The 20,778-nt window shown below is 60.5% G+C and carries 26 protein-coding genes, 1 tRNA gene and 1 other RNA gene; 12 read left to right on the top strand and 16 right to left on the bottom strand.

Translation table 11 applies throughout. The features are described from left to right. Positions 1-59: 59 nt before the first annotated feature. The 6 genes from C1896_20955 to panM all read right to left on the bottom strand — a co-directional run bounded on the left by C1896_20955 (position 60) and on the right by panM (position 5,167). Positions 60-539 carry a nuclease gene (locus tag C1896_20955; protein ID AZZ47178.1) on the bottom strand — a complete coding sequence of 160 codons (480 nt, stop codon included), beginning with the start codon at positions 537-539 and terminating at the stop codon, positions 60-62. Between the two features lie 247 nt (positions 540-786). Further along, positions 787-862: transfer RNA gene (locus tag C1896_20950), tRNA-Phe, on the bottom strand. Positions 863-1,023: 161 nt separating this feature from the next. After that, on the bottom strand, positions 1,024-1,296 hold the full coding sequence (locus tag C1896_20945) for an oxidative damage protection protein (protein ID AZZ47177.1): 273 nt from the start codon (positions 1,294-1,296) through the stop codon (positions 1,024-1,026). Next, positions 1,293-2,360, bottom strand: a complete 1,068-nt coding sequence (locus tag C1896_20940) for an adenine DNA glycosylase (GenBank protein ID AZZ47766.1) — start codon at positions 2,358-2,360, stop codon at positions 1,293-1,295. The genes C1896_20945 and C1896_20940 overlap by 4 nt, the downstream gene beginning before the upstream one ends. Before the next feature lie 11 nt (positions 2,361-2,371). Beyond that, positions 2,372-4,594, bottom strand: a complete 2,223-nt coding sequence (locus C1896_20935) for an AsmA family protein (GenBank protein AZZ47176.1) — start codon at positions 4,592-4,594, stop codon at positions 2,372-2,374. A 174-nt stretch (positions 4,595-4,768) separates the two neighbouring features. Next, positions 4,769-5,167: an aspartate 1-decarboxylase autocleavage activator PanM gene (panM, locus tag C1896_20930; protein ID AZZ47765.1), complete on the bottom strand. Its 399-nt coding sequence runs from the start codon at positions 5,165-5,167 to the stop codon at positions 4,769-4,771. 173 nt (positions 5,168-5,340) lie between these two features. On the opposite strand from panM, the gene C1896_20925 reads away from it, so the two are divergent. The 7 genes from C1896_20925 (at position 5,341) to C1896_20895 (ending at position 10,391) form a co-directional block, all read left to right on the top strand. Then, the gene (locus C1896_20925; GenBank protein ID AZZ47175.1) at positions 5,341-5,934 is read left to right on the top strand and encodes an imidazoleglycerol-phosphate dehydratase HisB; all 594 of its coding nucleotides are present in this window, start codon (positions 5,341-5,343) and stop codon (positions 5,932-5,934) included. Then, a complete protein-coding gene (locus C1896_20920; protein AZZ47174.1) occupies positions 5,934-6,572 on the top strand; it encodes an imidazole glycerol phosphate synthase subunit HisH in 639 nt (212 codons plus the stop codon). Before C1896_20925 ends, C1896_20920 begins: the two co-directional genes overlap by 1 nt. After that, positions 6,572-6,832: a DUF2164 domain-containing protein gene (locus C1896_20915; protein ID AZZ47173.1), complete on the top strand. Its 261-nt coding sequence runs from the start codon at positions 6,572-6,574 to the stop codon at positions 6,830-6,832. The genes C1896_20920 and C1896_20915 overlap by 1 nt, the downstream gene beginning before the upstream one ends. A gap of 35 nt (positions 6,833-6,867) precedes the next feature. Beyond that, positions 6,868-7,611, top strand: a complete 744-nt coding sequence (hisA, locus tag C1896_20910; protein AZZ47764.1) for a 1-(5-phosphoribosyl)-5-[(5-phosphoribosylamino)methylideneamino]imidazole-4-carboxamide isomerase — start codon at positions 6,868-6,870, stop codon at positions 7,609-7,611. Between the two features lie 99 nt (positions 7,612-7,710). Then, on the top strand, positions 7,711-8,481 hold the full coding sequence (locus tag C1896_20905; GenBank protein AZZ47172.1) for an imidazole glycerol phosphate synthase subunit HisF: 771 nt from the start codon (positions 7,711-7,713) through the stop codon (positions 8,479-8,481). Between the two features lie 93 nt (positions 8,482-8,574). After that, entirely contained in the window at positions 8,575-9,321 is a 747-nt protein-coding gene (locus tag C1896_20900) for an amino acid ABC transporter substrate-binding protein (GenBank protein AZZ47171.1), read from the top strand. Between the two features lie 323 nt (positions 9,322-9,644). Then, positions 9,645-10,391: an amino acid ABC transporter substrate-binding protein gene (locus C1896_20895; protein AZZ47170.1), complete on the top strand. Its 747-nt coding sequence runs from the start codon at positions 9,645-9,647 to the stop codon at positions 10,389-10,391. Between the two features lie 4 nt (positions 10,392-10,395). On the opposite strand, the gene C1896_20890 is transcribed toward C1896_20895, so the two are convergent. From C1896_20890 to C1896_20875, 4 genes are all read right to left on the bottom strand, one after another. Further along, positions 10,396-11,208 (bottom strand): hypothetical protein, encoded by an 813-nt coding sequence (locus C1896_20890; protein ID AZZ47169.1) that lies wholly within the window; start codon positions 11,206-11,208, stop codon positions 10,396-10,398. A gap of 3 nt (positions 11,209-11,211) precedes the next feature. Beyond that, positions 11,212-12,549, bottom strand: a complete 1,338-nt coding sequence (locus tag C1896_20885; GenBank protein ID AZZ47168.1) for a peptidase S41 — start codon at positions 12,547-12,549, stop codon at positions 11,212-11,214. A 43-nt stretch (positions 12,550-12,592) separates the two neighbouring features. Next, complete coding sequence (locus tag C1896_20880) at positions 12,593-13,852, bottom strand: peptidase M23 (protein AZZ47167.1); 1,260 nt, start codon at positions 13,850-13,852, stop codon at positions 12,593-12,595. A 123-nt stretch (positions 13,853-13,975) separates the two neighbouring features. After that, positions 13,976-15,511: a 2,3-bisphosphoglycerate-independent phosphoglycerate mutase gene (locus tag C1896_20875; GenBank protein ID AZZ47166.1), complete on the bottom strand. Its 1,536-nt coding sequence runs from the start codon at positions 15,509-15,511 to the stop codon at positions 13,976-13,978. 141 nt (positions 15,512-15,652) lie between these two features. Between C1896_20875 and C1896_20870 the strand changes: the two genes are divergently transcribed. The 3 genes from C1896_20870 (at position 15,653) to C1896_20860 (ending at position 16,904) form a co-directional block, all read left to right on the top strand. Continuing rightward, positions 15,653-16,066, top strand: coding sequence for a rhodanese-like domain-containing protein (locus C1896_20870; protein AZZ47165.1), 414 nt, complete (start codon positions 15,653-15,655; stop codon positions 16,064-16,066). A 2-nt stretch (positions 16,067-16,068) separates the two neighbouring features. Beyond that, a complete protein-coding gene (grxC, locus tag C1896_20865; GenBank protein AZZ47164.1) occupies positions 16,069-16,323 on the top strand; it encodes a glutaredoxin 3 in 255 nt (84 codons plus the stop codon). 86 nt (positions 16,324-16,409) lie between these two features. Continuing rightward, a complete protein-coding gene (locus C1896_20860) occupies positions 16,410-16,904 on the top strand; it encodes a protein-export chaperone SecB (protein AZZ47163.1) in 495 nt (164 codons plus the stop codon). A 49-nt stretch (positions 16,905-16,953) separates the two neighbouring features. On the opposite strand, the gene C1896_20855 is transcribed toward C1896_20860, so the two are convergent. Beyond that, entirely contained in the window at positions 16,954-17,931 is a 978-nt protein-coding gene (locus C1896_20855; protein AZZ47162.1) for an NADPH:quinone oxidoreductase, read from the bottom strand. A 186-nt stretch (positions 17,932-18,117) separates the two neighbouring features. Here C1896_20855 and C1896_20850 point away from each other — a divergent pair, with 186 nt between their 5' ends. After that, entirely contained in the window at positions 18,118-18,525 is a 408-nt protein-coding gene (locus C1896_20850; protein AZZ47161.1) for a flagellar basal body-associated protein FliL, read from the top strand. Between the two features lie 28 nt (positions 18,526-18,553). Here the strand turns inward: C1896_20850 and C1896_20845 are convergent, their stop codons facing one another. Then, on the bottom strand, positions 18,554-19,003 hold the full coding sequence (locus C1896_20845) for an EVE domain-containing protein (protein AZZ47160.1): 450 nt from the start codon (positions 19,001-19,003) through the stop codon (positions 18,554-18,556). Positions 19,004-19,160: 157 nt separating this feature from the next. Here C1896_20845 and C1896_20840 point away from each other — a divergent pair, with 157 nt between their 5' ends. Next, entirely contained in the window at positions 19,161-19,346 is a 186-nt protein-coding gene (locus C1896_20840) for a hypothetical protein (GenBank protein AZZ47159.1), read from the top strand. A 55-nt stretch (positions 19,347-19,401) separates the two neighbouring features. On the opposite strand, the gene C1896_20835 is transcribed toward C1896_20840, so the two are convergent. The 4 genes from C1896_20835 to C1896_20820 all read right to left on the bottom strand — a co-directional run bounded on the left by C1896_20835 (position 19,402) and on the right by C1896_20820 (position 20,743). Further along, entirely contained in the window at positions 19,402-20,004 is a 603-nt protein-coding gene (locus C1896_20835) for a 5-formyltetrahydrofolate cyclo-ligase (GenBank protein ID AZZ47763.1), read from the bottom strand. A gap of 6 nt (positions 20,005-20,010) precedes the next feature. Further along, a non-coding RNA gene (ssrS, locus tag C1896_20830) (6S RNA) lies at positions 20,011-20,189 on the bottom strand. Between the two features lie 33 nt (positions 20,190-20,222). After that, a complete protein-coding gene (locus C1896_20825; protein AZZ47158.1) occupies positions 20,223-20,537 on the bottom strand; it encodes a cell division protein ZapA in 315 nt (104 codons plus the stop codon). Further along, positions 20,534-20,743 carry a TIGR02449 family protein gene (locus C1896_20820; protein AZZ47157.1) on the bottom strand — a complete coding sequence of 70 codons (210 nt, stop codon included), beginning with the start codon at positions 20,741-20,743 and terminating at the stop codon, positions 20,534-20,536. The genes C1896_20825 and C1896_20820 overlap by 4 nt, the downstream gene beginning before the upstream one ends. Positions 20,744-20,778 lie beyond the last annotated feature (35 nt).

The raw sequence follows: 20,778 nt of genomic DNA, 5'->3' as shown, positions 1-20,778 counted from the left end.
TTGCTAGTTGTTTGCGCTGTGCGCTGGCTGTTACGCCGGTCAGTTATGAGCGATTCGTATCAGCGGCTTCTGCGTTGCTGCTCGCGCCATTCCCATGGAGGCAGCTGATCCGCTTTGGGTAACGACCACAGGCCCCGCCCAAGCTCGCGCGCGACTGCCTCCAGATTGAGAAGCGCCCGGTCATCCAGGTGGCCGCGGTTGGCCCATGCATTTCCAGTCCTGACCAATTCGGAATTGATCTCACTGTCACCGGCCCTCACCCGCGCCAATGTCCGTCCGGCATCGTCGCGACCCTTAGCTGTCAGCGTCACGGTTTTGCCGAAGATATAACTGGCAAGTGCTTGGCGCGCCTGGCTCCCATAAGGTTGTTGGAGCTCCGGGGTATCGATCTCGGCTAACTTCACCCTGACATGCTCACCTGAAGCATCAAGGCAGCTGAAGGTGTCGCCATTTGCAATACCTGTCACTCGGCAATCGAACGACGCCGCAAATGCAGGCAGGGCTGAAAAGAGCAAAGAAGTTACTAAAGCGCGCAGCATCACGGCATCCGTAGGGGTCGGGCGGGCGCGGGAGCGTAACAGTCGGATTGGTTGCCGAACCGGAGCCATGTCTCATGAACAAGCCGGAGTTACGTTCGCAAATGACGAACCGTGAACTGAATCAGGCCAAGTGCCGCTGGGATTGAGGGCTGATGGATGGGCAAGTTTTTTGGGCAACAAAAAGCCCGCACTAGGCGGGCTTCTTGTGGGCTTTCGGGTGGTTTTGGCACCACCTGAAATTAATAGATGGTGCCCAGGGACGGAATCGAACCGCCGACACGGGGATTTTCAATCCCCTGCTCTACCGACTGAGCTACCTGGGCAACGGGGCGCTATTAGACGGATTTGGCTTTTGTCTGTCAAGCGCGGCTTTGGAAATATTTAGCAAGAACGGGCATTTAGCGATGAATGCCGGCGTTTGTGGTTTAAAACGGTTGGCCTGGGTTGGGTAGGACGTCGCTGAGCGTGTCGCCCATCCCCGCCATCATTCACTTGGCGGGACGTAGCCTTCGGCCTGTGCGTACTCTTCGCCCGAAAGAAATTTGTCCATCTCGGTTTGCAAGAATTTGCGGTCTTCGGCGTTCATCATGTTCAGCCGGCGTTCGTTGATCAGCATGGTTTGATGCTTCTGCCAATCGTCCCAGGCCTTTTTCGATACGTTGTTATAGATGTCTTCGCCCTTGGCGCCAGGGTAGGGTGGGCGCTCTAGGCCGGGGAGTTCTTCTTTGTACTTGCGGCAGTTCACGGTGCGGGTCATGACATCTCTCCTGCGTTCAATTCGGCAGCGGCGCGCTTGAGCAGCGTCTTTACCGGGGCGGCAAGCCCCAGTCGCGGCGGGGTGGCGAGGTTATACCAGAGCCAGTCTGGCTCGGCCACGGCGTGGGCCTCGGACTTGACCCTGATCAGCCAAGGCTCAATGGCTAGTTGGAAGTGGCTGAAGGTGTGGGTCAGGCCCGGCAACTCGCGACGCTCTTGAAGTTGTAGGGCGTGGCGTTGGGCGAGCGGGTCGAGCGCTGCTAGGTCGTCCAGCTCCGGCAGGCTCCAGAGCCCGCCCCAGAGACCCGTCGATGGGCGACGGTAAAGCAGGATCGCGCCATCGGGATTGGCCAACAAGGGCATTAGGGTGCGCTTCTGTGGCAAAGCTTTGCGAGGTTTAGGCACCGGGAATTCGGTTTCCCGGCCCAGCAGATGAGCGCGGCAGCCTGCCTTCAGCGGGCAGAGCAGGCAGCTGGGTTTGCTGCGCGTGCAGAGTGTGGCGCCCAGATCCATCATCGCCTGTGTGTAGTGGTTGACCCGGTTCTGCGGGGTCAGCCGTTCGGCCACTTCCCAGAGTTGCTTGGCGACTTTCGGTTCGCCGGGGTAGCCCTGCTGGGCGACATAACGTGCCAGGACGCGCTTGACGTTGCCGTCCAGAATCGGTGCCCGCAGGCCCATGCTCAGGCTGGCAATGGCTCCGGCAGTGGAGCGTCCAATGCCCGGCAGTTCGGACAGCTGTTCCACGTCTCGAGGAAATTCACCGCCGTGCTTGCCGACGATCAGCTTGGCAGTCTTGTGCAGGTTGCGCGCGCGGCTGTAGTAACCGAGCCCGGTCCACAGGTGCAGTACTTCATCTTCGTCGGCATTAGCCAGTGCCTCGACCGTCGGCAGCGCATCCATGAAGCGATCGAAGTAGCCAAGCACGGTGCTGACCTGCGTCTGCTGCAGCATGATCTCCGATACCCACACGCGGTAGGGCGTGATGCCTTGCTGCCAGGGCAGATCCTTGCGCCCGTGGCGGTCGTACCAGTCGAGAACGGCAGCGCCGAACTGCTCGTCGCCCAGTGCTTGTGATGTCATCGATTGAACAGGCCTTTCAGTGCGTCCTTAAGTTCAGGACTGACTTTGTCGCCCAGCTTCTCTTCGATGGTCTGGTTGAGCTTGTCACCCGCTAGTCGGGCGGCGATTTTGCCGAGGCGGTCATTGTCGAATCGACAGGCCTTGGCGCCCAGTTCCAAAGGCCCGCGGCAGCGCAGCGGCCATTCGATACCGACGTAACGCTCGTTGACCGCACAGGCCGGGTCTGGCATCTCGCCCTTGTCGCCCTCGATGACGATGCCGACGCGGTAGTCCATGCCGAGTACGCGCAGGTCCACATCGCCGTTGCCGTTTACCGTGAGGCCGGGAATGCTGACTTTCAGGTCCGGGTTGCTGGCGACGCCATTGCGTAGGGTGAGGTTGCCTTTCAATTCGCGGAACGGCGTGTCCTTGCCGCGCGGCTCGCTGCTAAGCGGCTTGCGATTGAGGGTGGCGATGGCGCGGCAGAGCTGCTGCTCGAGGTTGGCGTCGACGAGGACGCCGTTGTCGATGATGAAGCCGATCTTGCCGTTGAGGTTGTCGATCCAGGCTTGCTGGCTGTTGCCCTGAGTGCGTAGATCGCTGTCCAGGTTAAGCAAGCCCTTGATCACCACCTGTTCGCCCTGGCTTTGCAGCAGGCCTTCGATCGGGACGTGCGCCATGCGGGTCTGGGCAGTGAGCAACGGTATCTGTGGTCGAACGTCGAGGCTTGCCGAGGCTTCCAGTCGGCCGTTGTAGAGCCCTCCGCGCAACTGCTCTAGCGTCAGCAGCCCGCCCGCAGTGCGTGCCTTGAGGGCAAAGTTATCGAGCGGCAGCTTCATTGCAGTGAGGTTGTCGATGTTCAAATTGACGCGCGTATCCAGGCTGCGCAGTGAGCCGACCGGCAGGACGGTCGCGCTGCTCCAGGCTTGCTGGGTTGGTTTGTCAGGCAGCGGAGTCGTGCCGCTGCCTATCACAGCCGCTTCGGTGGCCTTGACCTCGCTCTGGCGCGCGGCGGCAGCCGCATCATCCTTTCCTGGTGGGGGGAGGTAGCGATCGAGATTGAACTGGTCGCCACTGAGGTCGACTCGCAACGATTGCTTGGCGAAATCGCTGACTGCGATCTGGCCGGTGAAGGTGCTGCCGTCCAACTTCAGATTGAGCTCTTCGAAGGTCAGGCTAGTCGGGGTGCCGGCAAGACGGGTGACCAACTCGGCCTTGCCCAGCGCGGTGTTGTCGGCCATGGCCGGGAGCTGTTGGCCGATACTCTCGAGGAATTCGCGCAGGTTGAATTCCGCAATTGAAAGTGCCCCGCTGATCTTCGGTTGGTTCTGCAGGTCGCGGGCTTTCAGCTCGCCAAGACCGCGTAACTGGTTGGCGGTGAACTTAAGGCTGGTCCACTCGGCGATGTCGGCCGCCAGGTCGGCCAGCAGCTGGCCTTGTGCGCTAAACGAGAGAGTCTTGCCCTGTAACGGCTCGCCGGAGGCCTCACCGCTCAAGCGCAGGTCCTCCAGCTGATAGCGCTGCAATTTGGTATCGAAGCGCAACGCGCCCTGCAATTCGGTGCGAGCGCGCATCACCGGCTTGTTGCTGCCGAAAAAGGCGTTGAGCTTGACCGGAATCGAAGTGGCTTCGCGAATGGCCCCCGTGGTTAGCTCGATGCCTTCGGCGCTGAACTGCTGCCCGCTTTGCGCATCATGGTAGGTCACCCTTGCATCGCTGATGGTCAGGCTGTCGATGTCCAATTGCAGGGGACGCCTGGTGTTGTCGGACGGCTGTTCGTCGGTGGAGGGCTCTGCCGGTTGCGCTGCTGCATTGTCGGGTGGCGTTTCGCTAGTGGTTGGACGGCCCACACCTTCCCAGTTGCCGCGGCCCTTCTCGTCGCGGTTGAGCGTCAGATTGAGTCCGTTGAGCGTGATGTCGCTCATCTGCACTTCGCGGCTCAGCAACGGCAGCACCCGGACCGAAAGACCAAGCATTCGCAGGTCGGCAAAGGGTTGTTCGGGTGTTTGCACGCTGGCCAGGGTGGTGTCGTGCAATTCCAGGCCCAGCCAGGGGAACAGGCTCCAGCCGATGTCGCCGGCGATGTCCAGTTCGAGCCCGGCCTTTTCGCGAGCAAGTGCTCGGATCTCGTCCTTATAGTCGTTGGGGTCGAACAAATGCGTGAGGGCAAAGCCCAGTGCGACGATAAGGAGCAGCAACCCGAGGATTACCAGGCCCAGGATCTTGCCGAGCGATTTCATGGACAGGTCCTTTGTGTTTGGCATTTCAAAAGCAGCGAGTATAACGCCGGGCGCCATGGCTGTTTGCCGTGGCTGGCGTTGGAGTGGCTAGCGGCGCCTGGGTTCCTATGCGCGCCGGTGGCATTGGCACGCACCGTGTCGGTTGCGGCTTCGCGACGAAACGCTGATCGATCGCTAGATGGAGTCCAGCGGCAAATGTGCCCGTGCGGCCAATGCTTGAGCTTCTAGGTGATCTGCCGGTGCCGCCAGATGCAACTCTTTTCCGGCTTCCCGAGCTAGGCGCTGGCTCTCTTCGAGGATCCGCCTGCCCACGCCGCGACGTCGCGTGATCTCGCGCACGCACAGATGCGAGAGGCACCAGTGGGACCCGTCGCGCTGCAGCAGGGCGGCGCCGAGCAGGCGGTCGTTAAAGCGACCGGCGATAAGGCTGCGATCGGCCAGTCCCGCCTCGATCAATGCTGCGGCGTCTGCGTGGGGCGCGAGTAGCCAGCTCGGTGCATCGGCAAAAATTTTCACCAGATCGGTGCGGTCTTGCTGGCTGGGCTCGGTTACGGCTTCAACTGATACGGGCATGGTGACCTGCGGTGCTGATTTGGATGTCCGCAGCATAACCGTGCCGGCTTACCGGCGCACGACAGCTGCCGGCGACTGGCTGTAGCAGCCGAGCCACTGGGCGCGTATCGACGAGGGTGGGTTTGGGCCTATAATGCGGCTCATTTTTCGCCCCACGATCAGCGGAGCTGTTGATGTCCGAACGTACGGCTTGCGTAGAGCGCAACACCCTGGAAACCCAGGTCAAGGCCACCATCAACCTGGACGGCACCGGCAAGAGCCGCTTCGCCATCGGCGTGCCATTTCTCGAGCACATGCTCGATCAGATCGCCCGTCACGGATTGATCGATCTGGACATCGAATGCCAGGGCGATCTGCATATCGACGATCACCACACCGTGGAAGACGTCGGCATCACCCTCGGCCAGGCGTTTGCCAAGGCCGTTGGCGACAAAAAAGGCATGACCCGTTACGGGCATTCCTACGTTCCTCTCGATGAGGCGCTGTCGCGGGTCGTCATCGACTTTTCCGGGCGCCCAGGGCTGCAGATGCATGTTCCCTACACCCGCGCCACGGTTGGCGGCTTCGATGTCGATCTGTTTCAGGAATTTTTCCAGGGCTTCGTCAACCACGCCTTGGTCACCCTGCACATCGACAATCTGCGCGGGCACAACACCCACCATCAGATCGAAACCGTGTTCAAGGCCTTCGGCCGCGCGCTGCGCATGGCAGTGACGCTGGATGAGCGCATGGCTGGGCAGATGCCGTCGACCAAGGGTTGCCTGTAATGCAGACCGTTGCAGTCATCGATTACGGCATGGGCAACCTGCATTCGGTCGCCAAGGCGCTCGAGCACGTCGGTGCCGGGCGGGTACTGATTACCAGCGATGCGCAGGTGATCCGAGAGGCTGATCGTGTGGTCTTTCCGGGTGTGGGTGCAATTCGCGATTGCATGGCAGAGATCCGCCGCCTGGGCTTCGACGAGCTGGTTCGGGAAGTCAGTGTCGATCGGCCGTTCCTCGGTATCTGCGTGGGTATGCAGGCACTGATGGAGCGCAGCGAGGAAAACGGCGGCGTCGACTGCATCGGCCTTTTTCCCGGCCAGGTTCGCTTCTTCGGTAAGGATCTTGAGGAAGACGGCGAGCGCCTCAAGGTGCCGCACATGGGCTGGAACGAAATGGAACAGGCGATTGCCCATCCACTCTGGCACAACATTCCTGCCGATGGCCGCTTCTATTTCGTTCACAGCTATTACATCGAGGCTGGCAACCCACGGCAGGTAGTAGGTCGTGGCCACTACGGCAAGGACTTCGCTGCGGCGCTGGCCGATGGTTCGCGCTTCGCCGTGCAGTTCCATCCCGAAAAGAGTCACACCCATGGCCTGCAGTTGCTGCAGAATTTTGCCGCCTGGGATGGCCGCTGGTAATGAGCCGGGCGAAGCTCAAGGCACCGGTCCTTACGCTGGACACCGCCCAGGAGCAGGCTGCACAGCAGATCATCAAACGCTTTCTGGAGGATCGCTTCGAACTGGAGCTCGGCTCATTCGAGGCTCAGGAAGTGCTCGATCTCTTCGCCCGTGACATTGCTCCGCTGTATTACAACAAGGCGATTTTCGACGTGCAGACGCACCTGAAAGAAAGGTTCGAGAGCATCGAAAGCGACTTGTGGGCGCTCGAGAAGAGCTGACCTTAACCGACACCCGATTTGAACAGGTTCAAGCCATGCTGATTATTCCCGCGATCGATCTTAAAGACGGCGCCTGCGTGCGTCTGCGTCAAGGGCTGATGGACGACGCCACGGTGTTCTCCGATGACCCGGCGGCCATGGCCGCCAAGTGGGTCGAGGCCGGTTGCCGCCGTCTGCACCTGGTCGACCTCAACGGCGCCTTCGAGGGCCAGCCGGTCAATGGCGAGGTGGTCACGGCCATCGCCAAGCGCTACCCGAACCTGCCGATCCAGATCGGCGGTGGCATCCGCTCGCTGGAAACCATCGAGCATTACGTTCGCGCTGGCGTCAGCTACGTGATCATCGGTACCAAAGCGGTCAAGCAGCCAGAGTTCGTCGGTGAAGCCTGCCGCGCCTTTCCGGGCAAGGTGATTGTCGGCCTGGATGCGAAGGACGGCTTTGTCGCCACTGATGGCTGGGCAGAAGTTTCCAGCGTGCAGGCGGTCGATCTGGCGCGTCGTTTCGAGGCCGATGGCGTGTCCGCTATCGTCTACACCGACATTGCGAAGGACGGCATGATGCAGGGTTGCAACGTTGAGGCGACCGTGGCCCTGGCCAACGCTAGCCGCATTCCCGTAATCGCCTCCGGTGGCATCCATAACATCGGCGATATCCAGAAGCTGCTCGACACCAACACCCGCGGGATCGTCGGCGCCATCACCGGTCGGGCGATCTACGAAGGCACGCTCGATGTTGCCGAGGCCCAAGCGCTCTGCGACCTGAAATACAAGGACGAGTGAATCGCTGATCAGTGGTGGATCGGTGAAACGTGATCCACCCTACCGCTACTTGCAGCTTGAAGCCTGCGGCTTGAAGAAGCTGCTTCCGGAGATAGCCCCATGGCATTGGCCAAACGCATCATTCCCTGCCTCGACGTGGACAATGGCCGCGTGGTCAAGGGCGTCCAGTTCGAGAACATCCGCGACGCCGGTGACCCGGTGGAAATCGCCCGCCGCTACGACGAGCAGGGCGCTGACGAGATCACCTTTCTCGACATCACGGCCAGCGTCGACAACCGCGACACCACACTGCACACCGTGGAGCGGATGGCCAGCCAGGTGTTCATTCCGCTGACGGTGGGCGGCGGCGTGCGCAGCGTGCAGGACATCCGTAACTTGCTCAATGCTGGCGCCGACAAGGTGTCGATCAACACCGCAGCGGTCTTCACCCCGGATTTTGTCGGTGAGGCGGCCGATCGCTTCGGTTCGCAGTGCATCGTCGTCGCCATCGACGCCAAGCGGGTTTCTAAACCGGGCGAAACGCCACGTTGGGAAATCTTCACCCATGGCGGACGCAAGCCTACCGGGCTGGACGCGGTGCTCTGGGCGCAGAAGATGGAAGCGCTGGGCGCCGGTGAAATCCTGCTGACCAGCATGGATCAGGACGGCGTCAAGAGCGGCTATGACCTGGGCGTCACCCGTGCCATCAGCGAAGCGGTGCATATTCCGGTGATCGCCTCCGGTGGGGTCGGCAATCTGCAGCATCTGGCGGATGGGGTTCTGCAAGGCAAGGCCGATGCGGTGCTAGCCGCAAGCATCTTCCATTTCGGCGAGTACACCGTGCCGGAAGCCAAGGCGTACATGGCCAGCTGCGGCATCGTAATGCGCTGAACCGGCGCGTCGCGGAATGCTCAGAGCTGCAGTTAAAATCACACAAGGACACAGCCGCCACATACAGCGGCTGCCGCATCAAGGAACTACGCCATGTTCAAGAACACGCTGTTGACGCTGGCCGTCAGCTTGTCGCTGATTGCTTCTGCCGCACAGTCCGCGCCGGAACCGATCAACCTGCTCACCGAGAATTTTCCGCCCTATAACATGGCGGTAGACGGCAAGAACTTCGCGCGCGACGAAAACATCACTGGTATCGCCGCCGATATCGTTCGGGAAATGTTCAAGCGCGCCGGCGTCGATTACACGCTGACACTGCGTTTCCCCTGGGAGCGCATCTATAAGATGGCCCTGGACATGCCGGGCTATGGGGTATTCGTCACTGCCCGGTTGCCCGAGCGTGAGGACCTGTTCAAATGGGTGGGGCCAATCGGCCCGGACGATTGGGTGCTGCTTGCGCGAGCCGACAGCACCATCAAGGTAGACGACCTGCAACAGGCCAGTCAGTACCGCATCGGCGCATACAAAGGCGATGCGATTGCCGAGCACCTCGCGGCGCAGGGGCTGGAGCCGTCGCTGGTCCTGCGCGATCAAACCAACGTGGATAAGCTGCAGAGCGGCGCGATCGAGCTCTGGGCAACGGGCGATCCGGCTGGACGCTATTTGGCCAAGCAGCAAGGCGTGACCGGCCTTAAGCGGGTGCTCAAATTCGACAGCGCAGAGCTTTACCTGGCGCTTAACCTCGGTATTCCCGATGCAACTGTAGCCAAGCTGCAGGCTGCGCTGGAGCAGATGCGCGCTGACGGCACGTTAGACACCATCAGCGGCCGTTATCTATAGTCAGTTTGCCCACCGACAGCTCACGCCGGCGTTCCCGCTTGCAGCGTTGTGGCGCTGCGATGCCCTGTATCGGAGCGCTTTCCTGAACCTCCTCAGCTAGCGGGCAGGGCTGTCCGTCCCCTGAGCCCTTCGTTTAGCTGCGTAGCCGTCGCTGATAGCAAATTGGCTCGATCGCTTGTGCGGCTCGTCACATTGCTGGGATGGCTACACGGCGCCTGGTTCACAAGTTGCTAAACCTCATAAAGGTGGAACACACGCATGGACGCTGCTTGGCAGTTGTCAGCGCTGTGTCGCCTGGGATGTTTGCATACGGGGAGGGAGCGATGAGACGAATTCTAGTGGCCGGGCTGTTGCTGTTGATGGCTGCGTCGGCCAGGGCAGAACTGCCCGATGACTACAAAATGGTGCTGCTGACCGAAAATTTCCCGCCTTTCAACATGGCGGCGGACGGTAAGAACTACGCGGCAGACCGCAACATTAGCGGGATTAACGCCGAGATCGTGCGCGAGATGTTCAAGCGTGCCGGGATCGCCTACAGCCTGACGCTGCGTTTCCCCTGGGAGCGCATCTACAACCAGGCGCTGGAACACCCGGACCAGGGGCTGTTCTCCACCACCCACACACCCGAGCGTGAACCACTATTCAAATGGGTCGGCCCGCTGGCCAGTACCGGCTGGGTACTGCTGGCCCCGGCCGGTAGCCCGATGCGGCTGAGCTCGCTCGACCAGGCGCAGCAGTACCGAATCGGTGCCTACAAGAACGACGCGGTTAGCCAGCATCTGGAAAGCAAGGGTTTCGAGCCGATCAATTCGCTTCGCGACCAGGAAAACATCAGCAAGCTGCTCAAGGGGCAGATAGACCTATGGGCGACAACCGACCCAGTCGGGCCGTATCTGGCCAAACAGGAAGGCGTAAGCGGACTGACCACGGTTTTGCGCTTTAACGACGCGCAGCTGTTCCTTGCGCTGAACAAGCAGACGCCGGATGAAGTCGTTACGCGGTTGCAGAAAGCGCTGAACGAGATGAAGAGCGACGGCGCTATCGACGCGATCATGCGCCGTTATCTCTGATGACTTATCGATACAGGCCGTTCGCGCCATGGGCGACCATGGCGCGGTTGCCCCGGGTGGCGATCATCTGACCGATGTCCACCCAATCGATACCCTGCGCTGCCAGCTTCGGCAGCTCGCGCTCCAACAGGGCAAGTGTGGCAGGGTGTGGATGACCGATCACCACAACTGAACCTTGCTTGCGGGCCAGCTGTACGGCCGCCCGAAACTGCATGGCAACGGCCTCGGGGCTGGGGTCGTCATCGAGAAAGATGTCACGCGACAGGCTCGCCAAGCCGATGCGTTGCGCGGTCGCGGCTGCAACGGTTGCCGCATTGGTACGGCTGTCGAGAAAGAACAGGTGGCGCTGTTGCAGCTGCCGCATGAGTGACGCCATGGGCTGCTGCCGGTCGGTCATCTGGCTGCCCATGTGATTGTTCACGCCGCTGGCATGGGGCACTTTTGCCAGGGCGCTGGTCAGTCGACGGTCAAGCTCGGCTGAAGGCAGCTGCGGCTGCCAGGCGTAAGGCCCGCCAGCGGGGGCCATGGGCAGATGCAACATGACGGTCTTGCCTGCCGCTTTGGCCCGCTCGGCCAAGTCCGTGGCGTTCTGGGTATCCGGCAGAATCGCCATGGCCACTGGGCCGGGCAGGGCCAGAACGCGTGCATCCCGTGCCGCGTTCTGCCCAAGGTCATCGATTACCAGCACCAGCTTCGGCATTCGCGAGACGGTTGCCAGGTGATCTGCTGCGGCTGTTTTACTGTCGCCAGTCGTAGCCCCGCCAATTGCCGAGAGCGGGACCAAAACCCCTACTAACAGAGCTAGAGCCCAAGGCATCCGCTACTGGCCGCGGGTGAGGTTCAACCCCTTGAGCAGATTCAGTGCCTGGCCGAGTTGGTAGTCTTCGTCCTGAGGGCGTGGAGAGTCACTGACGATCGGTGCCGTAGTAGGACGTTCCGCGCCGCCGTTGCCATTGCCGAGGTGCCCGGCCAGGTCGGCCTCGCGGATGCCTTCCGCAGCTTGTTCCCGCGTCAGTTTGGCACGGGTGACCCGGATATCCGGCTCGATTCCCTGTGCCTGAATTGAGCGTCCGTTGGGTGTGTAATAGAGCGCGGTGGTGAGCTTAAGTGCACGATCGTTGTTCAGTGGAAGTACCGTCTGCACCGAGCCTTTTCCAAAGCTGTCGGTCCCCATGACTACACCACGCTTCTGATCCTGCAAGGCCCCGGCCACGATTTCCGACGCCGAGGCGCTACCACCATTGATCAGCACGACCAGCGAAACGCCTTCGCTGGCATCGGCCGCGTCTGCGTTGAAGCGCAGCTCGGAGTTGGCGATGCGCCCCTTGGTGTAAACGATCAAGCCATCAGTCAAGAAATGGTCGGACACTTCCACTGCAGCCTGGAGCACCCCGCCGGGGTTGTTGCGCAGGTCGAGCACCAGTCCGTTGAGCTTCTTGCCATTTTCCTTGCGCAAGCTCGCCAAGGCCTTACCGACTTCCTCGCCGGTATTGATCTGAAACTGGGTTACGCGTAGGTAGCCATAGCCGGGCTCAAGCAGCTGACTCTTGACGCTGTTGACCTTGATCACCGCGCGGTTGAGCTTGACGGTGAACGGCTTGCCGCCCTCACGCACCAGTGACAGCGATATATCGCTGCCTGGTTTGCCGCGCATCATGCCAACCGCATCCATCATGGACATGCCCTTGGTCGGCTTGCCGTCGATCTTGACGATCAGATCGCCAGCCTCAATGCCGGCCTTGGATGCTGGGGTGTCGTCGATCGGCGATACCACCTTGATGAATCCGTCTTCGATCCCGACTTCGATCCCCAGGCCGCCGAACTCACCGCTGGTGCTCTCCTGCAGTTCGGCAAAGGCATCAGGTTCGAGGTAGGCGGAATGGGGGTCGAGGTTGCTGAGCATGCCCTTGATGGCATTTTCCAGAAGTGTCTTGTCGTCGACCGGCTCCACGTATGCGGCCTTGATCCGGTCCAGCACTTCGGCAAAGGTCCTCAGCTCCTCCAGCGGCAACGGCGCTTTTTGGGTCGCGGCGTTCAGCTGCAGCGGTTCTGGCGCGATCTCTGCGGGCGATTGCTGCGCCCAGGCGCTACCGTACATCCCTAGCATGACGGTCAGGGCTAGGGTGGAGGGTTGGGCGAAACGGCACAGGTGCAGCATGTTTGACTCCAGTTGTGAGGGGCGCGCTAACAGCCGGCTCGGCTTATCCCTGCGCACGACACCATTGTGCCGGATCGCTCGGGCGACCCTGTTGGCGAATGGCGAAATACAGTGCGGCAGCTTCTTGCCCGCCACTGGTTCCTACGGTGGCGATCGGATCGCCCGCCTTGACGATGTCTCCTGCATCACGCAGCAGGCTCTGGTTGTGCCCATAAAGGCTCAGGTAGCCGTTGCCGTGATCGAGGATCACCAACAGGCCGGCGCCACGCAACCAATCAGCGAATACCACCCGGCCCCCGTGCACGGCTCGGACCTGGGTACCAACGTCGGCGCCGATCAGCACGCCGTCCCACTTGGTTCGAGCGTCGCCACCGCGGGGAGTGCCATAGCGTGCCACCAATCTTCCGTCTACCGGCCAGGGCAACTTGCCCTTGGCCTTGGCGAAAGGACCGCCAAAATTCCCGCCAGCGCTTGAGACTATTGGGCCGCCCGGTGCTGATGGAGTGCGGCCGGCCTGTTGCTGGCGTGCCTGTTCCTCGCGGGCCTCGGCTAACGCGCGTTGACGCGCCTGCTCGGCTTCACGCGCCTGGCGAGCAAGGGTTTCTTCGATGGTCTTGAGCACCCGCTCCAGCTGCGCCTGCTCCTGCTTGCGTGCTTTGAGCTTCTGGTCGCGGCTGGACAAGTCTTTATCAAGTTTGGCCAGCGCTACCTGACGCTCCTTGCGGACTTCGGCCAGTTGCTCGCGGCGTTGTTTGAGGCCGTCCTGCTGTTCGGCTAGTGTTGCCTGCTGCTTCTGAATGCCGGCTTCTACGCCGGCCAGTTGGCGTAGCGTCTCGTTAAAGCTTTCGAGCTGCTCGAAGCGGGCTTTGCTGAGATAGTCATAGTAGGTCAGCGTGCGGCTGAATTTTTCTGGATTCTGTTGGTTGAGCAGCAGCTTCAGGTATTCCTGGCGGCCGCTCTGATAAGCCGCGCGCGCCTGAATGCCAATCAGGCGCTGTTGTTCGAGGCGCGCACCTTCAAGCGTGGCTTTCTCGTCGTTGAGGCGTTCCAGCTCGGCTTCGCTGCGATCGATTTCCTGCTGCAAAGAGTCGACCTGTTTCTCCAGCTGGCCCATCTCGCTTTCGGTCGTCTGCAGCTGCTTCTGGACCGCGGATTTCTCCTGTTCGATCTGCTTGAGCAGCTTCTGCAATTCCGCGACGTCCTGGCGCGCCGCTTCGATCTGCTTGCGCGCATCGGCGCGCTCGTCGGCCATGGCTGGGCCAAGCAGACAAAAAAGCGCTAATACAAGAAGAATACGGGGCATGAGAGGGCGTAACCGTGAGTTCAACGACTGCCGTAGTATGCCTAAAAACCAAGCTGGAAGCTTGAACCCCATAGCTGGAGGTAACAGCCTGGCTTCCAGCTTCCAGCTTCCAGCTTCCAGCTGTCAGCTCAGCTCGACAATTGAGCGGCCGGTCATTTCTGCCGGTACCGGCATGCCAAGCAGCGTCAGCATGGTCGGTGCGACATCGGCGAGCACGCCGCCTTCTCGAATGGTCAGGTTACGCTTGCCAACATAGATGAAGGGAACCGGCTCGCAAGTATGGGCGGTGTGCGCCTGGCCGGTCATGACGTCCTCCATCTGCTCGACGTTGCCGTGATCGGCGGTGATCAGCGCTTCGCCTCCGACCTTTTCCAACGCTTCAACGATCCGTCCGACACACTTGTCCAGGCATTCCACGGCCTTGACCGCGGCCTCGAAAACGCCGGTGTGGCCGACCATGTCGCCGTTGGCGTAGTTGACGATGATCACGTCGTAACGCTGGTTCTCGATGGCCTCGACGATGCGATCAGTCACTTCGGGCGCGCTCATTTCAGGCTGCATGTCGTAAGTGGCAACTTGCGGAGACGGAATCAAGATGCGCTCTTCGCCGGCAAAGGGGTCCTCGCGACCGCCGGAGAAGAAGAAAGTGACGTGGGCGTACTTCTCGGTCTCAGCAATGCGCAGTTGGGTCTTGCCGTTGTTGGCGAGATATTCGCCGAGCACGTTGGTCAGGCCTTCCGGGGCAAACGCGCTGGGCGCCGGGATACTCGCGGCATATTGCGTCAGCATGACGAAGCCAGCCAGTTGCGGTACCCGGGCGCGCTGGAACTCGCTGAAGCCAGGCTCGACGAAGCAACGCGTCAGTTCACGTGCACGGTCGGCGCGGAAGTTCATGAACACCACGGCATCGCCGTCCTCGACACGGACCGGCTCGCCAATAGTGGTGGCCTTGACGAACTCGTCGCTCTCGCCGCGCTCGTAGGCGGCGATCAGCCCGTCAACAGCATAATCGGAGTGGTAGTCGGCTTTGCCGTCAACGATCAGGCTGTACGCCTGCTCGACCCGGTCCCAGCGGTTGTCACGATCCATGGCGAAGTAGCGGCCAATCAGGCTTGCAACGCGCCCTTTGCCCAGACGGGTGAAGGTCGCTTGCATCAATTCGATGGAGTGCTGTGCGCTCTTCGGCGGCGTGTCGCGGCCATCAAGAAAGGCGTGCAGGTAGATTTTTTCGGCGCCGCGCTTGGCAGCCAGCTCAGCCATGGCAACCAGATGATCCTGGTGGCTATGAACGCCTCCGTCGGACAGCAGGCCGAGGATATGGACGGCCTTGCCTGCCCCCACTGCCTTATCGACGGCGGTGCAGATCGTGGGGTTCTCGAAGAACTCACCGTCGCGGATGGATTTGGTGACCTTCGTGAAGTCCTGGTACACCACGCGGCCCGCGCCAAGGTTCATGTGGCCCACTTCGGAATTGCCCATCTGCCCGTCCGGCAGACCCACATCCATGCCGCTGCCAGAGATCAGTCCGTGCGGTTGGCTGGCGAGCAGGCGGTCATAGACTGGCTTGTTGGCGGCGTGGATTGCATTGAATTCAGGATTGTCGCTGTGTCCGAAGCCGTCGAGAATGATCAATACCAGGGGTTTGGGCGCGGCGGGCATGTGTCTGGCTCCTTGCACGGGGTCGCGAAAAAAGGCGGCCAGTCTAATAGTTGGCCGGTTGGGCGTCACGATTCGCAGGGTTCAGCCTGGTGGGGGGGCTGTGTATACTGGCCCGCATTTTATCCCCCGGGTACCCTTTAGATGGTCGCTAACCTGATTGAATTTGTCTCTAACCACTATGTTCTTGTCAGCATCTTCTTGGTGTTGCTGGTGCTTCTCGCCATCACCGAGGCACGCAAGGGCGGCAAGAGCCTGAGCAACCGCGAGCTGACCGGTCTGGTCAACCGCGACGAAGGCGTGGTGTTGGACGTGCGCGCGAAGAAGGAGTTCGACGCGGGCCATATTGTCGACTCATTGAACATTCCCCACGAGAAGCTGGTCAGCCGACTGGGCGAGCTGGAAAAGCACAAGGGCAAGACCATCGTGGTCGTTGATGCCATGGGCCAGCACGCCGGAACGGCCTGCCGTGAACTGCAGAAGGCGGGCTTCACTGCCGCGAAGCTGTCCGGAGGAATTTCCAGCTGGCGCGGCGAAAATCTGCCAGTGGTTAAATAATTATGTCCAAAGTCGTCATGTACACCACCGCCTGGTGCCCGTTTTGCATCAGGGCCAAGAGCCTGCTTGATCGCAAGGGCGTCAGCTACGAGGAAATCCCCGTCGACGGTAAGCCTGCGTTGCGCTCGGAAATGGCGGCAAAGGCTGGGCGAACATCCGTCCCGCAGATTTGGATTGGTGACGAACACGTCGGTGGCTGCGACGAGCTGCACGCGTTGGAGCGGGCTGGCCGCCTGGACGCGATGCTTCAGGCGTGACTCGAATAACGGCCTGTCGGTAGCGGATGAAATCCCGCTACGGGCGGCGCGACTCAAACTCGACATGCACAACAAGAAGGCTTCACATGACTGAACAAGCAAACAACGGTGCCGCCGCAGGTCAGGAAGAGCAGGGCGCGCAGTTTTCTCTGCAGCGGATCTATGTCCGTGACCTCTCTTTCGAAGCCCCGAAAAGTCCGGAAATCTTCCGCCAGGAATGGAACCCGAGCGTTGCGCTGGATCTGAACACCAAGCAGAAGTCGCTGGAAGGTGATTTCCATGAGGTGGTGCTGACGCTTTCCGTAACGGTCAAGACCGGTGAGGAAGTGGCGTTCATTGCTGAAGTGCAGCAGGCCGGTATCTTCCTGATCAAGGGCCTCGAAGCGCAGGCCATGAGCCATACGCTTGGCGCGTTTTGCCCAAATATCCTGTTCCCCTATGCGCGGGAAACACTCGACAGCCTAGTCACGCGCGGCTCCTTCCCTGCGTTGATGCTGGCGCCGGTGAACTTCGACGCGCTCTACGCCCAGGAAATGGCGCGCATGCAGCAGGGCGGCGAGAGTCCAGCTACCGCCCATTGATTCGGAGGCCGCTCGTTGCACACAGCTGTGGGCAACGAGCGAATCCTCTTTAGCGGACCTTCACGACCAGCTTGCCCACCGCCTTGCGCTGCCCCAGCGTATTGATTGCATCGGCTGCCTGCTCCAGGGCAAATGTCTGTGACACCAGTGGCTTCAGCTTGCCCTCGGCGTGCCATGCGAAAAGCTGCTTGAAGTTGGCCGCGTTGTCGTGTGGCTGCCGTTGGGCAAAGGACCCCCAGAACACACCCACAAGCGAGGCGCCTTTCAGAAGTGGCAGGTTGGCGGGAAGCGATGGGATATCTCCTGCTGCGAAACCGACCACCAGCATTCGACCATTCCATGCGATGCTACGAAACGCATCTTCGAACAGTGCGCCGCCAACCGGGTCGTAGATGACGTCGACGCCCTGGCCAGCAGTAAGCTCTTTCAGCTTTTCCTTGAGGCTGGTTTCGCTGTAGTTGATGAGTTCGTCAGCTCCTGCTTTTTTTGCCACTTCCAGCTTCTCGGCAGTCGAGGCGGCGGCAATGACTTTTGCCCCCATTGCCTTGCCGATCTCTACGGCAGCCAGGCCGACCCCGCCGGACGCGCCGAGAACCAGCAAGGTTTCGCCCGGCTGCAGGTTGGCGCGCTGCTTCAGTGCATGCATCGAGGTGCCGTAGGTCATGCTAAAAGCCGCGGCGGTCTCGAAATCCATCTCCTGAGGGATCGGCAATACGTTGTGCCCAGGTACCGCGACCTGTTCAGCGAAACTGCCCCAGCCGGTTAGACCCATGACGCGGTCACCGACCTTCAGGTGAGTAATCTTTTCGCCTACGGCCGCGACCACCCCAGCCGCCTCGCCACCTGGGGAAAACGGAAACGGTGGCTTGAACTGATACTTGCCCTCGATGATCAGTGTGTCTGGGAAGTTGACGCCCGCTGCGTGCACATCGAGCAGCACGTCGCCCTTCTTGATCTGAGGGCTGTCGCACTCTTCTACGACGAGATTTTCGGCCGGGCCGAATGCTTTGCACAGGACAGCTTTCATCGAGTTTCCTTTTATTGTCGTATCTGGACTGATGGCACTCATGGCCTGGGTTGTGTCCGGTCAGTCTAGAAGGCTGCTCGGGCGACGCAACGAGCATGTTCGGCTCTGATGGCAATTCATAAGGCTGGGCTTGGGTCCGTGCGTATCACTGGGTATGCTGGCGCCAATAGCCCTAGGAGCAGTTCTGTGAAACGCATCATTCTTCTCTGTCTGGCCCTGGGCCTCGCGCTGCCCGTATTCGCCAACTCCCCCGAGCCCGAAGAGGGCGCAGCTGCAAAGACTGTCTACTACGGGTTGGTACCCGCATTGGTCGGCAACTATGGTTCCGACGGTAAGCTCAAGTACTACAAGGCAGATATCGCGCTGCGAGTAACCGGCAGCGAAGCCGAGGCCAAGGTCAAGCACCATGAGCCGCTCATTCGGAATCAGCTGGTCATACTGTTTTCCCAGCAAACGGACGCCAGTCTCGGCTCGGTCGAAGCCAAGGAAGCGTTACGTCAGGAAGCGCTCAAACAGGTACAGGCGGTGTTGACGCAAGAAGAAGGCAAGCCCTTGGTCGACGACCTGCTGTTCAACAATCTGATCATTCAGTAGCCGTGGTTCCTGGGGGTGGCTTGCCTAGTCAACGGAGTGAAAGCACGGCCTGCCATTCCGTCTCGGTAACAGGCATGACCGAGAGCCGACTACCTTTCTTGACGAGCGGCATCTGCGAAAGCGCCGGCTGCGCCTTCAGTTGGGGCAGCGTCAATGTCACCGGAAAACGCTCGACGAAGCCTACGTCCACAGCATCCCAGGGGTTTTTGGACGTAGTTGCCTTCGCATCGTAATACGGGCTAGCAGGATCCAGTGCAGTTGGGTCCTGATAAGCGCTGCGGGTGATTTTTCCGACGCCGACGATACCCGGTACTGCGCAACTGGAGTGGTAAAAGAAGAACAGGTCCCCCTCGATCATGTTTCGTAGGAAGTTGCGCGCTTGATAGTTGCGCACACCGTCCCAACGACCGGTTTCTAGTTGCTGTAGGTTTGCGATTGAAAACTCGTCGGGTTCGGACTTCATGAGCCAGTACGGCATGGTCTTTGCTCGCTGCTATTTGCATCTTGGGTTCTCAAGCGAAACTCCCCGACAACCGGTCGCAACGCCTGTTTGCGCGGCATCGGTGCATAGCGGAGAATGCCGCGCTTGAGGTTGGCATTGTCGAGTCTGAAAAACTAAAACGATACTGACTCGAATGAAACTATTCGCCTGGCAGGGGGAGGCGAAAACTATGAAACGCAAGCCAGATATTCTTTGGATATTGGTGCTGATCTTTGGCCTCGGTGTCGTCACTACCGGCTATACGCAGGGCCTTTGGGAGCAATCAGGAGATTCGTCTTCGATGGTTCCGATCAGTCACTCTCAGCAGCTTCAGCGCTGATCGAGTCCGCCGCATGGATGCGGCTAGCGACACTCTCCGCATCACCCGTCCCGCCTCATCCCTCGTACCAACTCAGGTCCGTCACGGTAGCCTGCAGACTCACATCCCAGGGTTCTAGCGGTAGTCGGTCCACCTTCTGGCACTCATGCGCGAGCCCAAGAAGTGTCGGTTTGTGACCATTTTTGCGCCTGCCGCGATAGGCCAGACTGCGATCGTAAAAACCGCCGCCCATACCCAGGCGCCCGCCGTGTTCGTCGAACCCCACTAGTGGCATAAGCACCAGATCGAGCGTCCAGATGCGCCGTTGCCGGGCAGGGCGAAATGCGGGCTCGGCGATCCCAAAGCGATTCGGCGTGAGGCGCTCGTTCGGCATGATTCGTTGGAACACCATGCGCGTTCGCGGCCAGGCGTTGAGCACTGGTAGATAGGTCGCCTTGCCTCGTCGTTGGGCTTCTCGCAGCAGTGGCCGCGGATCGATCTCGCCATCATTGGGCAAGTACAGAGCAATATGCCGCGCGCGACGAAACACCGGGTGCTGGGCGAGTTGTCGATAGAGGTCTCGTGCTGCCCGACGTTGCTCGGTCGGAGGAAGCTGGCGGCGCGCCTGGCGCAACTGACGTCGCAGCGCAGGGCGAGAAAGGCCTTCGGCTGCAATCATGAAATGAGGCTCCCCAGCATGCCGCTGCCCGCGTAGGCCCTTGAACCCGAGAGTTCAAGGTGGCGACTACAGAGTACCTTAAGGCTTTCCGTCAGGCGGACATGCACACCGGCACTACGTGTAGCCTCCATTGTGTTGCTTATCGGGAGAGGGTCATCGCCGACTGGCGAACATGCCAGGGAGTGGGCGGGATTATAACGCAATCTGGCTGCCGTTCATCAGTTGCCGGTTGGGTTTGGATCGGCGGCCAGTGCGCTGTCGACTCGTTCTAGCAGGGAACGTACATGCTCCCGTGCGCTGTTGGCTTCGGCATCCAGTCGGTCGTGCTTATGTAGCAGCTCGTGGGTGATGTTCAGCGCGGCCATGACTGCAACGCGATCAGCGCCGATGACTTTGCCGCTGCTGCGGATCTCACGCATTTTGCGGTCCAGGTAATGGGCGGCGCCTTCCAGATTGCTGCGTTCTTCGGGTGGGCAGGAGATGCAATATTCCTTGTCCATGATGTGCACGGTAACGGTGTTCGGCTGGGTCATGAGTCCTGCTCCAGAGCTTTCAGGCGCGAAATCATTGATTCGACCTTCACGCGGGCCATTTCGTTCTTTTCGATCAGATGAGCGCGCTCCTCGCGCCACGCCTGCTCACTCTGGCGCAGGAGTCGATTCTGCGCCTTGAGTTGCTCGGTGCGCTGAATCAGCTGCTCCAGCTTGGCGGTCAGCAATTGCAGGTCGGCGTCTTCCATGGGATTCCCGGGTCAGTGGCGCGAGCGCTGGGTGG

The sequence above is a fragment of the Pseudomonadaceae bacterium SI-3 genome (assembly GCA_004010935.1).
Classification (GTDB): Bacteria; Pseudomonadota; Gammaproteobacteria; order Pseudomonadales; family Pseudomonadaceae; genus Stutzerimonas.
This window is presented reverse-complemented; position numbering and strand designations above follow the sequence as displayed.